16 protein-coding genes are annotated in these 16,273 nt (G+C 56.9%); 8 read left to right on the top strand and 8 right to left on the bottom strand.

The features are described 5' to 3' along the window. Window positions 1-14: 14 nt before the first annotated feature. Genes EXW94_RS04835 through patD form a run of 4 tightly spaced genes read left to right on the top strand, consistent with a single transcriptional unit; the run spans window position 15 to window position 4,219 of the window. Window positions 15-1,028, top strand: coding sequence for an ABC transporter ATP-binding protein (locus EXW94_RS04835; RefSeq protein WP_174339623.1), 1,014 nt, complete (start codon window positions 15-17; stop codon window positions 1,026-1,028). A gap of 7 nt (window positions 1,029-1,035) precedes the next feature. Then, a complete protein-coding gene (locus EXW94_RS04830; protein WP_374040842.1) occupies window positions 1,036-1,974 on the top strand; it encodes an ABC transporter permease in 939 nt (312 codons plus the stop codon). Beyond that, a complete protein-coding gene (locus tag EXW94_RS04825; RefSeq protein ID WP_120158241.1) occupies window positions 1,964-2,770 on the top strand; it encodes an ABC transporter permease in 807 nt (268 codons plus the stop codon). Before EXW94_RS04830 ends, EXW94_RS04825 begins: the two co-directional genes overlap by 11 nt. A 24-nt stretch (window positions 2,771-2,794) precedes the next feature. After that, a complete protein-coding gene (gene patD / locus EXW94_RS04820) occupies window positions 2,795-4,219 on the top strand; it encodes an aminobutyraldehyde dehydrogenase (protein ID WP_174339622.1) in 1,425 nt (474 codons plus the stop codon). Window positions 4,220-4,257: 38 nt separating this feature from the next. On the opposite strand, the gene EXW94_RS04815 is transcribed toward patD, so the two are convergent. From EXW94_RS04815 to EXW94_RS04805, 3 genes are read right to left on the bottom strand one after another with little or no spacing between them, the layout of a single operon-like run. Further along, complete coding sequence (locus EXW94_RS04815) at window positions 4,258-4,440, bottom strand: DUF1869 domain-containing protein (protein WP_010431529.1); 183 nt, start codon at window positions 4,438-4,440, stop codon at window positions 4,258-4,260. 4 nt (window positions 4,441-4,444) lie between these two features. Continuing rightward, window positions 4,445-4,798 (bottom strand): DUF1971 domain-containing protein, encoded by a 354-nt coding sequence (locus tag EXW94_RS04810; RefSeq protein ID WP_089600111.1) that lies wholly within the window; start codon window positions 4,796-4,798, stop codon window positions 4,445-4,447. A gap of 27 nt (window positions 4,799-4,825) precedes the next feature. After that, complete coding sequence (locus EXW94_RS04805; protein ID WP_108417515.1) at window positions 4,826-5,152, bottom strand: DUF1971 domain-containing protein; 327 nt, start codon at window positions 5,150-5,152, stop codon at window positions 4,826-4,828. A gap of 243 nt (window positions 5,153-5,395) precedes the next feature. On the opposite strand from EXW94_RS04805, the gene EXW94_RS04800 reads away from it, so the two are divergent. Together EXW94_RS04800 and EXW94_RS04795 are read left to right on the top strand one after the other, a co-directional pair. Next, window positions 5,396-5,569: a GhoT/OrtT family toxin gene (locus tag EXW94_RS04800; RefSeq protein ID WP_042716204.1), complete on the top strand. Its 174-nt coding sequence runs from the start codon at window positions 5,396-5,398 to the stop codon at window positions 5,567-5,569. 86 nt (window positions 5,570-5,655) lie between these two features. Then, window positions 5,656-6,411 carry an alpha/beta fold hydrolase gene (locus EXW94_RS04795; protein ID WP_174339621.1) on the top strand — a complete coding sequence of 252 codons (756 nt, stop codon included), beginning with the start codon at window positions 5,656-5,658 and terminating at the stop codon, window positions 6,409-6,411. A 104-nt stretch (window positions 6,412-6,515) separates the two neighbouring features. Here the strand turns inward: EXW94_RS04795 and EXW94_RS04790 are convergent, their stop codons facing one another. Genes EXW94_RS04790 through EXW94_RS04780 form a run of 3 tightly spaced genes read right to left on the bottom strand, consistent with a single transcriptional unit; the run spans window position 6,516 to window position 13,007 of the window. Continuing rightward, window positions 6,516-8,690, bottom strand: coding sequence for a virulence factor SrfC family protein (locus tag EXW94_RS04790; RefSeq protein WP_174339620.1), 2,175 nt, complete (start codon window positions 8,688-8,690; stop codon window positions 6,516-6,518). After that, the gene (locus EXW94_RS04785) at window positions 8,687-11,668 is read right to left on the bottom strand and encodes a virulence factor SrfB (protein ID WP_089600105.1); all 2,982 of its coding nucleotides are present in this window, start codon (window positions 11,666-11,668) and stop codon (window positions 8,687-8,689) included. The genes EXW94_RS04790 and EXW94_RS04785 overlap by 4 nt, the downstream gene beginning before the upstream one ends. Before the next feature lie 4 nt (window positions 11,669-11,672). Continuing rightward, the gene (locus tag EXW94_RS04780; RefSeq protein ID WP_108417369.1) at window positions 11,673-13,007 is read right to left on the bottom strand and encodes an SrfA family protein; all 1,335 of its coding nucleotides are present in this window, start codon (window positions 13,005-13,007) and stop codon (window positions 11,673-11,675) included. Window positions 13,008-13,287: 280 nt separating this feature from the next. On the opposite strand from EXW94_RS04780, the gene EXW94_RS04775 reads away from it, so the two are divergent. After that, complete coding sequence (locus tag EXW94_RS04775) at window positions 13,288-14,886, top strand: ABC transporter substrate-binding protein (RefSeq protein ID WP_174339619.1); 1,599 nt, start codon at window positions 13,288-13,290, stop codon at window positions 14,884-14,886. A gap of 101 nt (window positions 14,887-14,987) precedes the next feature. Further along, complete coding sequence (locus EXW94_RS04770) at window positions 14,988-15,221, top strand: YdcY family protein (protein ID WP_010431507.1); 234 nt, start codon at window positions 14,988-14,990, stop codon at window positions 15,219-15,221. A 3-nt stretch (window positions 15,222-15,224) separates the two neighbouring features. Here the strand turns inward: EXW94_RS04770 and EXW94_RS04765 are convergent, their stop codons facing one another. Beyond that, window positions 15,225-15,674: a DMT family transporter gene (locus tag EXW94_RS04765; RefSeq protein ID WP_010431505.1), complete on the bottom strand. Its 450-nt coding sequence runs from the start codon at window positions 15,672-15,674 to the stop codon at window positions 15,225-15,227. Continuing rightward, window positions 15,671-16,189, bottom strand: coding sequence for a GNAT family N-acetyltransferase (locus EXW94_RS04760; protein WP_174339618.1), 519 nt, complete (start codon window positions 16,187-16,189; stop codon window positions 15,671-15,673). Before EXW94_RS04760 ends, EXW94_RS04765 begins: the two co-directional genes overlap by 4 nt. Between the last annotated feature and the right edge of the window lie 84 nt (window positions 16,190-16,273).

The following is a 16,273-nucleotide window of genomic DNA, read 5'->3' as shown; positions in this document are numbered from 1 at the left end:
TCCGGGAGCAGAACATGACGTACGCAGTAGAGTTTAATGACGTTTCCCGTCTGTACGGCGACGTACGAGCGGTGGATGGGGTGACTATTGGCATTCGTGACGGGGAGTTTTTCTCCATGCTGGGGCCTTCGGGCTCCGGCAAAACGACCTGCCTGCGCCTGATTGCCGGTTTTGAACAGCTGAGCGGCGGCGCGATAAAAATCTTCGGTAAAGAAGCCAGCGAATTGCCTCCCTGGGAGCGCGACGTCAACACCGTATTTCAGGATTACGCGCTGTTTCCGCACATGTCGATCCTCGACAACGTAGCGTACGGGCTGATGGTTAAAGGTATCGACAAGAAAAAACGCTACGCGCTGGCCGGTCAGGCGCTGGAGAAGGTCGGCCTGAGTTTTGCCGTCGCGCGTAAGCCTTCACAGCTCTCCGGCGGCCAGCGTCAGCGCGTGGCGATTGCCCGCGCGCTGGTGAACGAACCCCGCGTGCTGCTGCTGGACGAACCGCTAGGCGCTCTCGACCTTAAACTGCGCGAACAAATGCAGTTCGAGCTGAAAAAGCTTCAGCAGGAGCTGGGCATTACCTTTATTTTCGTCACCCACGATCAGGGAGAAGCCCTGTCCATGTCGGATCGGGTGGCCGTCTTCAACAACGGGCGTATCGAGCAGGTTGACACCCCGCGCGAACTATACATGCGTCCTCGCACGCCGTTTGTCGCCAGTTTTGTTGGCACCTCTAACGTTTTTGATACCGCATTGGCCCGCCAGGTCTGTGGGATGGAGGGGATGTATTCGCTGCGCCCGGAACATATTCGTCTTAATGAGGGCGGTGACGTTCAGGTGCAGGGCGTGGTACAGGCGGTACAGTATCAGGGCGCGGCCACGCGTTTTGAACTGCGTCTTGCAGACGGTGCGAAACTGCTGGTCAGCCAGGCGAACCTTACCGGAGGCGCGCTCCCGGCAGGGATTGCGCCCGGACAGCAGGTGCTGGCCTCGTGGTCACGCGAGGCCATGGTGTTGCTTCATGAGGAGAGGTGAAATGGACATGAGCGTTTCACCCACGCCCGCGCCGCACGGTAGGTTAAGCCGTATTACCGCCTTGTTCTGGCGTAAACCGTCGCTCGGCCTGTTCTTGCTCCTTCTCGCGCCGCTGATGTGGTTTGGCATCGTCTATTTGGGTTCGCTTCTGACGCTGCTGTGGCAGGGTTTCTATACGTTCGACGACTTCACCATGTCGGTGACGCCCGATCTCACCTTTGCGAATATTCAGGCACTTTTCAACCCGGCAAACTACGACATCATCTTGCGCACGCTGGTGATGGCTCTTGCGGTCACTGTCGCCAGCGCGATCCTCGCGTTTCCGATGGCGTGGTATATGGCGCGTTATACCCGCGGTAAGTGGAAAGCCTTTTTCTACATCGCGGTGATGCTACCCATGTGGGCGAGTTATATCGTTAAGGCTTACGCCTGGACGCTGCTGCTGGCGAAAGATGGGGTGGCACAGTGGTTTCTCAGCCATTTGGGGCTTGAGCCGCTCCTGATTTCTCTGCTTACGCTTCCGGCGATTGGCGGTAACACATTGTCGACATCAGGGCTGGGCCGCTTTCTGGTCTTCGTCTATATCTGGCTGCCGTTTATGATCCTACCCGTGCAGGCGGCGCTGGAGAGGTTACCCGCTTCTCTGCTACAGGCGTCTGCCGATCTGGGCGCGCGTCCGCGCCAAACCTTCCGCTACGTGGTTCTGCCGCTGGCTATTCCGGGGATTGCGGCAGGATCAATATTTACCTTCTCGCTGACGCTCGGGGATTTTATCGTGCCGCAGCTGGTGGGGCCGCCGGGATATTTCATCGGAAACATGGTCTACGCCCAGCAGGGGGCCATTGGGAATATGCCCATGGCTGCCGCATTCACGCTGGTTCCGATTGTGCTGATCTCGCTTTATCTGGCGTTCGTGAAACGCCTGGGAGCATTCGATGCACTCTGATCGCGCACCGTTGTTCCTGAAAGTGGCCGCGTGGGGCGGGGTTATCTTCCTCCACTTCCCGCTGCTGATTATCGCGACCTATGCGTTCAATACCGAGGACGCGGCTTTCAGCTTCCCGCCGCAGGGGCTAACGCTCAAGTGGTTCAGCGTTGCGGCAGGGCGTGGGGATATTCTTGAATCTGTGACGTTGTCACTTAAAATTGCCAGCTTATCAACCGGCATTGCACTCGTGCTTGGCACGCTTGCTGCAGCGGCACTGTGGCGCAGCGAGTTCTTTGGTAAAAACGCGATCTCTCTGCTGCTGCTGTTGCCGATTGCCCTGCCGGGGATCATCACCGGCCTGGCGCTGCTGACGGCATTCAAAACCATCAACCTTGAGCCGGGATTTTTCACCATCGTTGTAGGACACGCCACCTTCTGCGTGGTGGTGGTTTTCAACAACGTGATTGCCCGGTTCCGGCGCACGTCCTGGAGTCTGGTGGAAGCGTCGATGGATTTAGGTGCAGACGGCTGGCAAACCTTTCGCTATGTGGTGCTGCCTAACCTTGGCTCGGCGCTGCTGGCCGGAGGGATGCTGGCGTTTGCGCTGTCGTTTGACGAAATTATCGTGACGACATTTACGGCGGGACACGAGCGCACGTTACCGCTGTGGTTGCTCAACCAGCTCGGTCGTCCGCGTGACGTACCGGTCACCAACGTTGTTGCACTGCTGGTGATGCTGGTGACAACCATCCCCATTCTGGGAGCCTGGTGGCTAACCCGCGACGGCGAAAACGGTGCCGAAAGCGGGAAATAACATTGATTTCAACAGGACAATGCTATGCAAAAACTACTGCTGATTAATGGTGAACTGGTGGCCGGTGAAGGGGAAACGCAGCCGGTCTATAACCCTGCCACCGGCGACGTACTGCTGGATATTGCTGAAGCGTCAGCGGCGCAGGTCGATGCGGCCGTTCAGGCTGCGGATCGCGCATTCGGGGAATGGGGGCAAACGACGCCTAAAACCCGCGCCGAGTGTTTGCTGAAGCTGGCTGATGCCATTGAAGCGCATGCTGAAGCGTTCGCCCGGCTCGAATCCCTTAATTGTGGAAAGCCTCTGCACTGCGCGCTGGGGGACGAAATCCCGGCGGTGGTCGATGTGTTTCGCTTCTTTGCGGGCGCGGCGCGCTGCCTGAATGGACTGGCCGCCGGCGAGTATCTTGAAGGGCATACGTCAATGATCCGCCGCGATCCGGTCGGCGTCGTCGCGTCCATTGCGCCGTGGAACTACCCGCTGATGATGGCTGCCTGGAAGCTGGCTCCCGCGCTGGCGGCAGGCAACTGCGTGGTGATCAAACCTTCTGAAATCACCCCGTTGACGGCCTTAAAGTTGGCCGAGCTGGCCAGAGACATCTTCCCGGCAGGCGTACTTAACGTTCTCTTTGGTCGCGGTAAAACCGTCGGCGACCCGCTCACCGGGCATGAAAAAGTCCGCATGGTCTCACTCACCGGGTCGATTGCCACGGGCGAGCATATTATCAGCCACACGGCTTCCTCAATTAAGCGCACCCATATGGAGCTGGGCGGCAAAGCACCGGTGATTGTTTTTGACGATGCCGATCTGGACGCCGTGGTGGAAGGCGTGCGCACGTTCGGTTTCTACAACGCCGGACAAGACTGCACCGCCGCCTGCCGTATCTATGCTCAGAAGGGCATTTACGCCGCGCTGGTTGAGAAGCTGGGGGCCGCCGTCGCCAGCCTGAAAATGGGGGCGCCGGAGGACGAGTCGACAGAACTTGGCCCGCTCAGCTCTGCCGCACACCTGTCACGCGTGTGCAACGCGGTTGACGAGGCAAAAGCGCTGAGCCATATCCGCGTGGTGACCGGCGGGAGTAAACACGAAGGGGCGGGCTACTACTTCCAGCCAACCCTGCTGGCCGGGGCGAAGCAAGAAGATGCAATTGTTCAACGCGAGGTGTTTGGTCCGGTGGTCAGCGTGACGGAATTTGACGACGAAGCGCAGGTACTTGCCTGGGCCAACGATTCGCAATATGGCCTGGCGTCGTCGGTCTGGACCAAAGACGTGGGCCGCGCCCATCGCCTGAGTGCGCGCCTGCAGTATGGCTGCACCTGGGTGAATACCCATTTTATGCTGGTGAGTGAAATGCCGCACGGCGGCATGAAATTATCCGGCTACGGCAAAGATATGTCGGTCTACGGGCTTGAGGATTATACGGTTGTCCGGCATGTGATGATAAAACACTAAAAACCATGCCCGGCGGCCAGTATCGCCGGGCGTTTTATTTACCAGCCACATACCTCGTGCTCATTTTCCGTATCGTAAGCGCGGACGGTATTCACCAAATCTTTCACCACGTCTGCGGCGACGTCGGGGATGAGCAACTCCATTGGTGCGTCAGTTTCATAATCCACCGAGACGCCGTTGCTGTTGTTGGTCACGGTCACGGTGTACGTTGCTTTACTCACGACGTTACTCCTTATGTGTATTAACAACTTTCCCGATACCTGCGCCCTGAAGCGTAACGTCAGGATCGGCAAAAAAGTCGATATTGAAATAGGTATCGTCGGTCAACAGCTCAATGCGATGCCATTTTTCCGGCGGTGAGATGCCAAACGAACCAGCCTCGATCACCTGTTCCAAATCCGGTTCTGTTGCGTCTGCATCCGGGAAGCCAAAATAGCGCACCGCGCCCTGCATCACGGACAAACGGCCGTAGACGCTGGCTTTAGTATTATGATGATTAAAAAGGGCTTTTGGTGCCGAGTCTTTATCCCAGAAGGGCGTGGAGCGGGTATGCACAAAATTCTCAGGAATACGTAGCATAATGATTTCCTCTTAACTAAAAGCCGCTTAAAGCGACCTCAGTACCTCGGGTTCGACGAAAAAGTCGATGTTGAAGAGCGTGTCATCGGACATGACTTCGATGTGATGCCATTTCTCCGGCGGAAAAACACCGAAGTGCCCAGCCTTGATAATCAATGTGCTGTCAGGCTCGGGCGTCAGTTCATCGGCGTAGCCTAAGTAGCGTACGGCGCCTTGCATAACGGAAAGGCGCGGATAAACGCCCGGACGGGTACCCGTGTCGAGATGACGCTGAAAGATCCCTGCAGGGGCTGTGTCTCGATTCCAGAAAGGGGTGGAGCGGGTATGAATACAACTCTGCGGAATGCGTAGCATTTTGCCTCCCATGAATGTCTGCCTTTATTAGACGCCTTTCAAAAACAGAGGATTTGTCAAAAAGTGCATTTAAGATGCGTGTTATAGGTAAGGAGTATTGCCTGCTCTCCCTGTTTGTTACGCAAGATACTCAGTTGTTATTATCCATAAATTTTAAGTGGTTATTCTGTAACGAAAAAACTTGATCTGTATCAACATATGACGCATATTGCGTGCGGTTATTTTTCGGCTCTGGAATACAGAATGACGTTGTATCAAAAGATGTTGGTTTTTTACGCAATCATGGCTTCCCTCTGCGCATTAATTACCTGGTTCCTCTCCAAAGACCGCAAACGTATCCGCCTGCTCAGCGCTTTTCTGGTGGGCTCAACGTGGCCAATGAGCTTTCCCGTTGCGCTGCTGATCTCGCTTTTCTGAAGCACGCTTCCATTTTTAAACGATGAACATGGCATTCCAGATACGATAACTGTATAAATACACAGTGCATCGTAAAAGGAGTGCTTATGAACAGTTTTTACTCGCAGCAGGCCGGTTGCACCGTGCGCTGGCATGACTTGCCCGGTACCGGCGATCCCGTGGTGTTCATTCACGGGCTGGGCTGCGCCTCTTCCTATGAATATCCCCGTGTCGTTCATGACCCGCTGTTTGGCGCGCGCAGAGCGATTCTCATCGATTTGCCCGGCAGCGGCTACAGCGATAAGCCTGAGCACTACAGCTATAAAACTACCGACCAGGCGTACGTTGTGGCGGAACTGATTGATCACCTTAAACTGGATGCCTTCTGGTTATACGGCCACAGTATGGGCGGCAGCATTGCTATCGAAACGGCGGGGCTGCTGGCAACGCGCGTGAAGGGACTGATGGTCTCAGAACCCAATTTTCATGCGGGTGGGGGAATGTTCAGCCGGTCAATTGTCGCACAAACCGAGCAACAGTTTCTGACGCAGGGTTATGACGCCATGCTGAGCGCGGAAACGACGGCGTGGGCGGGTTGCCTGAAAAGCAATGCTCCTTATGCCGTCTGGCGGGGCGCGTCGAGCCTCGTGCACGGTGTTGAGCCTGACTGGGCAACACAATTTCTGTCGCTTGCCTGTCCGGTTACGTTGATTTTCGGCGAGCTGTCGCTGCCTGATGACGACGTGGAGAATCTGAAGCAGAAGGGCGTTGAGGTGAAAATCATCCCTGCGGCGGGGCACTCAATGTCGTGGGAAAATCCCTCTGCGCTGGCGCAGACGCTAGCCGGGTGTATGACGGAGTGATGAGCGCGGCGCTACGCTTGCACGGGCCTACAACGGTGAAGAATGTAGGCCAGGTAAGCGCAGCGCCACCCGGCTGGAAAGGCGGCTACATTGTTAATCAGCGTTCAGCGCAATAATGCCTGTAAGGCCTGACGCGCATCAGGCTGGACATCATGCGGATGTTGGTAATCAATGTTCTCTATCGCGCGGCTATAAAGTGCAACCAGCCAGTCGTACACATATGCCGTTGCGGCATGGACGGGTTGCTCGCCCAGACGCGCGAGACGCGGGGTGGCACTGCTCACGATGGGCGTAACAAAGATTGCCTTGCCTTTACGGATGCGGCTTGCAGGACGCCCAGTAACCGGCATTTTATCGTAACCCAGCCAGCCAATGAAATTGCCCATCACCGCATGCAGTTGCGCGGCGCTACTTTTATCCGTCTCAACGATCCGCTGCAGTTGCTGAGGTAAATCCAGACGATAACTGGCGACGACGAGTACATCGGCAACCTGCTGTAAAACCGCCGGTTCAAGGCCTAACCGGGCGGCGGCGGCATCGTTGCGGCTCCATTGACGCAGATGGTTAATCCACACCTTGTGCGCGAGGCGTGCTTTATCTTTGGTCTGAACGGTACCGGTGCTTTCCTGCGTATTTTCCGCGAACAGGTCAATCACGTCGGTGAACAAGCCGTTGACCTGCTCCTCGCGCGGTTGCTGGACTGCCAGCAGCGTTTCAAAGGCTTTGAGCGGCGGTAAAAGCCCTTCAAGCAGTTCACCATGGCGTGCGGCGCTGCTTTGCAGCATTCTCACCATATTTTCGGCCTGAGAACGTCTTTCCCCTGCATCCTGAGTGACCGGGGCAAGATAAGGTTGCATGAGTGCCGCCAGATCCAACTGTAAAAGCGTTTTTAGCTTATGGAGCCGCTTGTGACGCTGTGACGGCAGCGTGGCCTGAGAAAGCCACTCAATCATGCGCTGCATGCTGTGGCTGTCCAGCGCCTGCAGCGTACCCCAGCGCAGACCCGGCTGGCCCAGCAGGTGCTGGACGGCTTCATCCAGATTCTGTTTCGTCGTAAAACGCGCGTCGTGCGGCGTTATTGCCCACACGAGACCCGGGAGAGCGGATTCTTCCGCAGGCTGCGTCTCTTTGACCCAGTTCTGAAGGGTTCGCGCAGCTTTTGCCGTCTGTTGATGATGTGCGGTGGCGTTACAGATGACCAGTACATCGGGCTGTAGCTGTTGACGATAATGTTCCAGCAGCCACAGGCATTTGGCCTGCGTCATCAACGAAGCTCCGTCGTCAGACAGCGCAGGAATATCAATAATATCAACGTTATCAAATACGCATCCCTCTACCGGCAGCACCAGCTCACGGGTAAGGAAGGCGAGGATATCAACGGGAATGCTGATGGCATTTAGCACGTCACCGTCGCTGATCGGGTGCAGCAGCGCTTCCTGCGTCTCCGGCGCGGTTAGCGCCCCGTGAGTCAGAAAACCTTCACTCGGCAGACCAAAATTATCCACCAGCAGGCTAAGGGGGGCCGCAAGCAGCGTGGCATGGCTGGTTTGATGCAGAACGTGGGCGAGCTTAAGCCACTGTTGGGTTAACTCCTGCTGTTCTCCCCACAGCAGTGACCAGACGCTGGCACGCGTGCTGAGATCGAGCGAGGGGATCAGCAGTGCGAACTGGTGCCACAGGGCATCGTCCATCTGCTGTTTCCCACCGGGAACAGTGCTCTGCCAGAAACGGGCGATTGCACCCACCTCCTGCGCGGTGATCCCCGGAACGCCCTGCGGTTGACGCAAGGCGCGCCACTTCTCAAGCCGCGCTTCAATCACGGATTTATCCACCGGGCGGATCTGCGGGTGCAGGGTGGTGCGCGCAATAAAGAGCTGGACCAGTTCGGCTTCGGTTACCAGTCGCAGACGCAGCGGAAACGCCTCATCGGCAATCTCCCGCTGTTCGCGGGTGAAGCGAATGGCCATATTCGTTGCCGCATGGCCGGGATTGATATGTGAAAAATAGTCGAACGTGCGCTGGCCGGGTGACACATTCAGACGACCATTGCCGCTGCCGCACAATGACGTGAGTAAATGCGATTTCGCCGCCTGAGAATGGCCGTACAGCCCGATGCTGCTCTGGCTCAGCAGGGCACGGTCAATGGCCTGCTCACGCGCCTGGGCGGACGTGACCCGTGACAGCAGGGCATCAGCATCGTTATCCAGCATGGGAGCGTGCAGGCGCGTGTCGTTAATCCACCCGATTAAGGCCTGAGTGGTGGCAGTCGTCACAGTCATTTCAGGTATACGCTCCCGCTGTCAATCCAGTAGTGGCTGCCGCTGTGTCGGCGATCGGCCAGGGTATTCAGTTTAAAGGTCAGTGCGTCCGGGGGAACCGGCGTGCCGTCCTGTAGCCAGGCGTCGCTGAGCTCGAAGGACTCCGGCCCTTCGTGCTTGCTGCCGCCGCGCAGCTTCAGGCGAACGTTCAGCACGCCGTCGCCTGCAATGGCTTTTGCCAGTTCAGCAGAGTTAATGCTCAGGGTATACAGCGGCGTCGCTGGCCAGCGGGCGTTTGCAAGCTGACGGAAGCCGAGCGTGACGTTCCCGCGTAGCGGGAAATGGAGACGGGCATCCAGCTTCGCGCCCGGCTTATCGAGATCGATATCCTGGTACCAGACGTTCTCTTCGCGCAGGGTATTGATGGTGTTATCCAGCACGCCCAGGTAGCGAACCGTCGAGTATGCGCCAATGTCGGCTGCCTTGAAGTTAAAACGCGGCAGGCGAAGATCCAGCGCCAGGCTGCACAGCATCGCGCCGACGGCGGCAGTAGATTTAGGATTGCCGATACGCCCCTGCTGGCTGAATGGATACCATTCATGCACCTGATACTTATCCAGCCAGACGATGCGGTTGACCGGCACCGGCTGCAGGTGGCGAATGAGCGCCTGGACACCCGGCAGGCAGCCCGGGCGGCCTGTGATCAGCAAAATATCGCAGCTGTAATGGGAAATGGCCTCGCACACCGCATGAAGGGGAGACGCCAGCGTGAACTGTCCGGCCAGCATCGCATCCTGCATCTCGCGGAAATTAACGTGCAGCGGAACGGCAAAGAGATCGAACGCTTCTGACCCCGCGGGCAGCGCATGGTCGATCGCCTGCTGCAGATAGTTCAGGACGTTGCGCGTCGGTTTTTGCGCAAGGAGATCGCCGAAGGTGGCATGCAGTCCGGCCAGCGGATCGTCAATGTCGCTGGATTCCCACGCGGCGAGGATCGCATGTCCAATCGGCATAAACAGCTGAAGCGCCGTTTGCTGGCGCAGCACGGCCTGCGTGTCAATGCGTCCGGAATCGCCAAACAGCGACGCCATCAGCAGGGAAGCGTCCGCAATCCCGGATTTCTGCAGCTGGGTTTGCAGCGCAGGCAGCACATAGCGCTGGATCACGTCCAGCAGCGTGTCGTCTCCGGCGACCTTAAACCCTTCGCGGAACAGCAGCTGCGGGGTAATTTTGACGTTGTTACCGGAACCGTCGTCTAACTGATAGTGCGTAATCGCCATATCTGTCGTACCGCCGCCAATATCAATGGAGGCCACGCGCAGTGAACGCCCGGGTTGAACGCCCGGTTCAGGCTCACGATCCGGACGGGCGAGGGAAGCGAAGAACGCTTCCGTCTGGCCGCCGAAATGGGAGATGGCTTCGTTATACAGCCAGACCAGCTGGCCGCAGCTGGCTTCGTCCCATTCCATCTGAATTTCAGGTACCGGCACCACGCTTTTTTCCTGCTGTTTGCGGCTGGCAAAATCTTCATCCTGCGGGTGCCAGCCCATCGCTTTCCAGACGATAGCAATGGCTTCAAACATGCGGCGACGGAAAATCTCACGCTCCTGTTTCGGCATGGCCGAGGGCAGGGTAAGAATGAGCGTGCGCAGCTGACGCGGAGACGCCGGGAAGCCCAGGCGCAAGCGCGTGGCGACGCTGTTGATCTGCCCCAGCGCCTGTGCCAGCAGCTCACAGAGCATATGGGTCATTAACGTGCTGCGGCTGTACTGCGGGGAAAATACCGGCAGACGTTCATCCTGAGGCAGGGTGAAGAGCGGCTCACCGTCATCGTTCATCAGGTTCATCAGCGGGAACGCGGTCGCCAGCGGTTCACGCTGGGTTTTGCTGTTCATCTGGCTGAAGCGCCAGTCCTGAACCACCGGGGTTTCGTCCCACAGGTAGCGACGCGGGCTGGAGATACCGCTGTTACCTTCGGTACCCAGGCGCTGCATCGCCAGTTTGCGCGCTTCGTCTCCCACGCGCACGATTGACGGCCAGACGAAGGCATCTTCACGGCCGCTTTCCACGGAGAAGTGCTGCTTGCCGAAACGCGCTTCGGAGAACTCCAGGCGGCTGGTGAAGAGCGGCTCATTCAGGAACTGTGGTTCGCTTAGCGAGCGGACCTGCAACTCGGCGGTCTGGCGTAGCCCATCGTTCGCATCGCCATGATCTTCAATAATGACGCCGCAGGTGTGGGTGTTGCCCACGTCGAGGATCAGGTCGACCGGAATGGCAGGGGTGCTGAGCGTGTGGGTGACAAATTTCACTTCAGGCACGGTCAACTGCTCGCCGAGCATCGACAGGAGATTGAGCCAGTGCGCCTGATATTCAAAGCTGCGCATTGCCTGGTACAACTCGCGCTCAGAGCGTTTTTCAACGCCGTCCGCAAACTGGGTAAAGGCTTCGCGCAGCCAGCCGTCAATCCAGGTCTGATCGAGGAAGTTTTCCACTTCTTCATCGCGCCAGGCGAGGGCGAAACGGGTGCCGTTCAGAATGTCGTTTTCGACAGGCGACAGCGCGGAAGTGGCGTGTTCTGCAATCTGGCTGTCGAGCGCGAGGGTCACGCGATGCGTATTGCCTGCCGCATCCGGGGTATCCAGTTTACGCACCTGCACGCGAGCCCAGTTGTCCGGGCCATCAACGAAGGTGCGCGGAGGATTAAAGCGCAGGAACGGTAGCGGGAGCCAGACACCGTCCAGTACCGTCAGAGACTGATGCAGTGGAATGGTGCTTTCCGGCTTCACCACCTCCGGCTGGCTGCCGCCGCTCGCCGGGAGCGTGTAACGGCCGTTCACCAGGTCGAAATCAAGGCGCAGCAGCGGGCCATTTGCCGTTTTACGCACGAAACGACCATTGCTGGCGGTGTCCTGCGGGGTCAGGCCAAAATCAAGGAACTGTACGCCGCTGTTAGCAATGAGCGTGACGCTCTGTTTATAGTCGCAAAGAGTTACCAGCATAGGATCACGCACCTGCTTTCTTGAACGTCAGTGGAACGACGGTGTTGGCATCATAACGTGCGCTACATTCCGCCACATCGCTGGTGCCTGCTTTGCAGGCGACTTCAGGCATGGGATAGCGTGAGCCGTCCGTGCAGCGGGCGTTGCCGCGTGTTTTAATCAGTAACTCACCGTTGCTGTGCAGCCCGGAGAACACCTCGACGCGGCAAACGATGTTGTCGCCGTGAACCACGCGCGCGGTGCCTTTATTATTCTGTATTTGGTAGCGCAATGACGGCGGCTTGCCGGTGACCGGATCTTTCACGTCGAGAAGGGCGCGCCAGGTTCCGTTCAGGAACCGTGTCGAGCCTGCTTTGACCTGATTGGCCTCCATCACCATGGCATCTTTCGGGATCGCGGCAATTACGACAGGCTCTGGTTTTGCGACGGGCGCTTGTACCTTCGGCTCCAGCACTTCGGCCTGGTGCAGAGGCAGGTTCATGGCAAGCTGTTCTACCGGCTTAATGGGTGTTGGCGCAATGGCAACAGGCGCTGCCGGTACGGCGACAGGTTCAGCAGAGGGGGCCTGTTTTGGCCAGAGTAATGGGGTCGCGATTGCCGCAACAATCACCGCTGCGACGGGCAATGACCACAGGGGGACGCGGCGCTTTTTCGGCACAATTTCGGGGACCGGTTCTTCTGCTACAGGCGGCACAATCACGCGAGGCGGTTCTGGTTCGTACAGCGAGTCCTCGGTGATGCGCACGCTGGTCGCGGGCGTCACGAGTGGCTCATCGGCTTGTTCAAAGGTAATCACCGGCGTAGGTTCGGGCTCTGGCTCGGGATCGTCAATGACTACGGGCGCAGGTTCCGGGATCAGCGATTCCCTCAGGCAATCAAGCACGTCGTCACGGGCGTTCTCGTTAAGGTTCACGAAGCCCCAGAAGCAGATCACCGGTTTGCCATCGACCAGATAAAGGAAGTTTTCGCCGGGGAACTGGAAGGTTTTTGACAGCAGGGAACCAAACAGCTGTTGCGCGGTTTTCGGTGACTGAAGACACTTTTTACTCAGCGATTCCACGCTGGCCAGGGTGTTTTCCAGGTAGCGCAGGGCGCGGTAACGTTCATCTTCCTCTGCGGCTTTCCAGCTGGATACCGTTCCGTCAACGGGGGAATACCAGTCAACGCGATCGCCGCCATCGTTCACCTGAGGAATAGCCAGGCAGTCGACAATAGCCTGCTGTTTGCGCAGCCGAAGCGCTTCACGGATTTGCAACGCTGATTCAAAAACGGCCTGTCCGCCGCCGCCAACGGCCTGAAAATCATCCAGATTACCGCTGCGTAAAAGTGTTTTTGCCACGATTTGGTCCCATAGACTTCTTCACACCGTTACTTTAACGAAACCGGGACGCAAACAAACGGCTGAGGAGACGCCAAAAGGGCCGATTTCTTACGGCATTGATCGCGACGGTTGTGCTTGACGAATAATGGCACTTAAGGCAAATCGCCTTTTTTCTTGACTGGAAAAGCAGCAATAAACTCTGCTTTAGAATAACCTGATAGTGTTTCGTTATTTGTCAGGTCAAAACAGCTGTGCTGTTATTACTGTTCACAATAATAAAACTGAAAGGGTTATAACCATGTCTACAGGGAAAACACTGCTTGCTCTCGCGTTGAGCACGCTTTTACCGGCAGGGGCCGCATGGGCGGCAAACACCGATACCATTATTTACTGCTCCGAGGCTTCACCCGAGTCGTTTAACCCGCAAATCGCCAGTTCGGGTCCGTCTTTTGTCGCCAGCTCTCAGGTACTGTATAACCGCCTGATCAATTTTGACCCGGTGAAGAACACCCCGGTTCCGTCGCTGGCGGAGTCATGGACCATTTCGCCGGACGGCAAAACCTATACGTTCACCCTGCGCAAAGGGGTGAAGTTTAACAGTAATAAATTCTTCAAGCCGACTCGTGACTTTAACGCGGATGACGTTATTTTCTCGGTCTTGCGTCAGAAAGACCCTAAGCACCCGTATCACAACGTCTCGCAGGGCAATTACGAATATTTTAACGACGTGGGGCTGGATAAGCTGATTCAGCACGTGAAAAAGGTCGATGATTATCACGTCCAGTTTACGCTTAGCGAACCGAACGCCGCGTTTCTGGCCGACTGGGGGATGGATTTTGCCTCTATCCTGTCCGCCGAATATGCCGATGCGATGCTGAAAAAGGGCACGCCTGAGAATGTCGATACGTGGCCAATTGGCACCGGGCCTTACGTGCTTCAGCAGTATAAGGTGGACTCGCTTATCCGCTACGTCGCAAACCCGAACTACTGGGAGGGCGCGGTCCCGACCAAACACCTGATCTTCTCTATCACGCCAAACGTAGAAACCCGTCTGGCGAAACTGCAGACCAACGAATGCCAGATTATCCCTGCGCCGTCGCCGGTTCAGTTTGACGTCATCAAGAAAAACAAAGACCTGACGCTGCATTCAATCGACGCGCTTAACGTCGGCTATCTGGCGTTCAACACCGAGAAAAAACCGTTCGATAACGTGCTGGTGCGTCAGGCGCTGAACTATGCGACCGACAAAAAGGCGATCGTGAACGCGGTGTTTATGGGTTCGGGTACGGTGGCAAAATCGCCGATCCCGCCAAATATGCTGGGCTTCAACAAAGATCTGAAGGATTACAGCTACGATCCTGAAAAAGCGAAAGCATTGCTGAAACAGGCCGGACTGGAGAAGGGCGCAGAAGTGACCCTGTGGTCAATGCCGGTTCAGCGTCCGTATAATCCGAACTCGCGTCGTATCGCTGAGATGATTCAGGCCGACTGGGCGAAAGTGGGCGTGAAGGCGAAAATTGTCTCTTACGAGTGGGGCGAGTATCTCTCCGGCATGCGTAAGGGCGAGCACGACTCCGCGCTGTTTGGCTGGATGTCCGACAACGGCGACCCGGATAACTTCGCCGACGTGCTGCTGGGCTGTGACAGCATCAAAACCGGATCCAACGCTGCACGCTGGTGCGACAAGGGTTATGACGCTCTGGTGAATAAAGCGAAGCTGACCAGCAACCCGGCCGAACGTGCGAAACTCTACGGCCAGGCGCAGGAGATTTTCTACCAGCAGGCGCCGTGGATTGCCCTCGCGAACGGCAAAACCTTCTACGCGACCCGAAGCAACGTGACGGGTTACAGCGTGAGCCTGATGGGCAGCGATTTCTCCAAAGCGAAGCTGAACTAAGCGTTTTATCGCCGGGTGGCGGCTACGCCTTACCCGGCCTACATTTGGCACCCGTAGGCCCGGTAAGCGTAGCGCCACCGGGCACATAACAAGGAGTGACAATGTCACATTTAAACGACGTAACAGCCCGTGTGGATGCCGCCATCAAAGAGAGCGTGATTACCCACATGAACGAATTGCTGATTGAATTAAGCGATGATGCAGAGCTGAGCCGGGAAGACCGCTATACCCAGCAGCAGCGCCTGCGCACCGCGATTTCACACCACGGTAAGCAGCACAAAGAAGAGATGGATGCGCGTGAGGAACAGCTAACTAAAGGCGGCACCATACTGTAACGTTCAAAACTGGCGTCGGGCCACCAGCCAGGCGCCCACCACCAGCATCACCGCGCCGCATACCGGGCCGATCAGCGCGCGCAGTGGAATGCCGTGGCTTCTCAGCACGTCCAGCACCAGCCCACCAATCAGCTGGCTTGCCACCAGCACAGCAATAGTGGTTGCCGCCCCCACATTCTGATACCCGCTAATGCTGGCAAAGACAAAAAACGAGCCCAGCAGGCCCGGGATCAATGTCCACCAGCGAACCGTTGACGCCAGTTCATGAAAGCCGGTGAACCCCTGCTTAATCAACAAAATGCTGACAAACAGCACAATGCCAACCAGCGAGTTCAACAGCATGGCGATGAGAATGGTGGACGAGCTTTGGGTGATGCGCACCATCAGCGTGTTCTGCACCACCAGCCCAATACCCGCGGCAACCAGGAACGCCAGCGTGAGCGATTGATTCATGGGAGTGCATCCGGTTCGCTGCGATCGTCAAGCTGCAGCTGCATGAAGGTTAAATCCAGCCAGCGGCCAAACTTGGTCCCCACCTGCGGCATCTGTCCCGTGGTGACAAACCCCAGCGTCTCATGAAGATGAATGGAGGTATGGTTTTGCGCTTCGATCCCCGCCACCATGACGTGTTTGCCAATTTTTCGCGCTTCAATAATCAATGCCTTCATCAACAACCGCCCGATTCCTCTACCCTGGTGGTCCGGGTGAACGTAGACGGAGTGCTCAACGGTGTGGCGAAAACCGTCGAACGCCCGCCAGTCGCCGAAGGAGGCATATCCCGTTACCACGCCATCGTCTTCGCTGACCAGTACGGGATAACCCACCAGCGTGCGCGCTTCAAACCACGCGATTCGGTTATCGGTATCCACCGTTTTATCGTTCCAGATGGCGGCCGTATGCAGGACCGCGTGGTTGTATATTTCACCGATAGCGGCGCAATCTTCTTTACTGGCATGACGAACGATCATGATTAACCCTCAGGCTGAGCTGTTCACTATAGTGGTACAATGATGTCACAATAGTACACAAAAGTGCCGTCTTACGGCTACGGT

The organism is Enterobacter sp. JMULE2 (assembly GCF_013337145.1).
GTDB lineage: Bacteria > Pseudomonadota > Gammaproteobacteria > Enterobacterales > Enterobacteriaceae > Enterobacter > Enterobacter mori.
This window is presented reverse-complemented; position numbering and strand designations above follow the sequence as displayed.

Bases quoted from the DNA above. Each gene is read 5' to 3' on its own strand.
- EXW94_RS04760 (WP_174339618.1), bottom strand. From the start codon at position 16,189: ATGATCGTTCGTCATGCCAGTAAAGAAGATTGCGCCGCTATCGGTGAA.
- EXW94_RS04775 (WP_174339619.1), top strand. From the start codon at position 13,288: ATGTCTACAGGGAAAACACTGCTTGCTCTCGCGTTGAGCACGCTTTTA.
- EXW94_RS04770 (WP_010431507.1), top strand. From the start codon at position 14,988: ATGTCACATTTAAACGACGTAACAGCCCGTGTGGATGCCGCCATCAAA.
- EXW94_RS04800 (WP_042716204.1), top strand. From the start codon at position 5,396: ATGACGTTGTATCAAAAGATGTTGGTTTTTTACGCAATCATGGCTTCC.
- EXW94_RS04825 (WP_120158241.1), top strand. From the start codon at position 1,964: ATGCACTCTGATCGCGCACCGTTGTTCCTGAAAGTGGCCGCGTGGGGC.
- EXW94_RS04765 (WP_010431505.1), bottom strand. From the start codon at position 15,674: ATGAATCAATCGCTCACGCTGGCGTTCCTGGTTGCCGCGGGTATTGGG.
- EXW94_RS04785 (WP_089600105.1), bottom strand. From the start codon at position 11,668: ATGCTGGTAACTCTTTGCGACTATAAACAGAGCGTCACGCTCATTGCT.
- EXW94_RS04835 (WP_174339623.1), top strand. From the start codon at position 15: ATGACGTACGCAGTAGAGTTTAATGACGTTTCCCGTCTGTACGGCGAC.
- EXW94_RS04795 (WP_174339621.1), top strand. From the start codon at position 5,656: ATGAACAGTTTTTACTCGCAGCAGGCCGGTTGCACCGTGCGCTGGCAT.
- EXW94_RS04790 (WP_174339620.1), bottom strand. From the start codon at position 8,690: ATGACTGTGACGACTGCCACCACTCAGGCCTTAATCGGGTGGATTAAC.
- EXW94_RS04830 (WP_374040842.1), top strand. From the start codon at position 1,036: ATGAGCGTTTCACCCACGCCCGCGCCGCACGGTAGGTTAAGCCGTATT.
- EXW94_RS04805 (WP_108417515.1), bottom strand. From the start codon at position 5,152: ATGCTACGCATTCCGCAGAGTTGTATTCATACCCGCTCCACCCCTTTC.
- EXW94_RS04810 (WP_089600111.1), bottom strand. From the start codon at position 4,798: ATGCTACGTATTCCTGAGAATTTTGTGCATACCCGCTCCACGCCCTTC.
- patD (WP_174339622.1), top strand. From the start codon at position 2,795: ATGCAAAAACTACTGCTGATTAATGGTGAACTGGTGGCCGGTGAAGGG.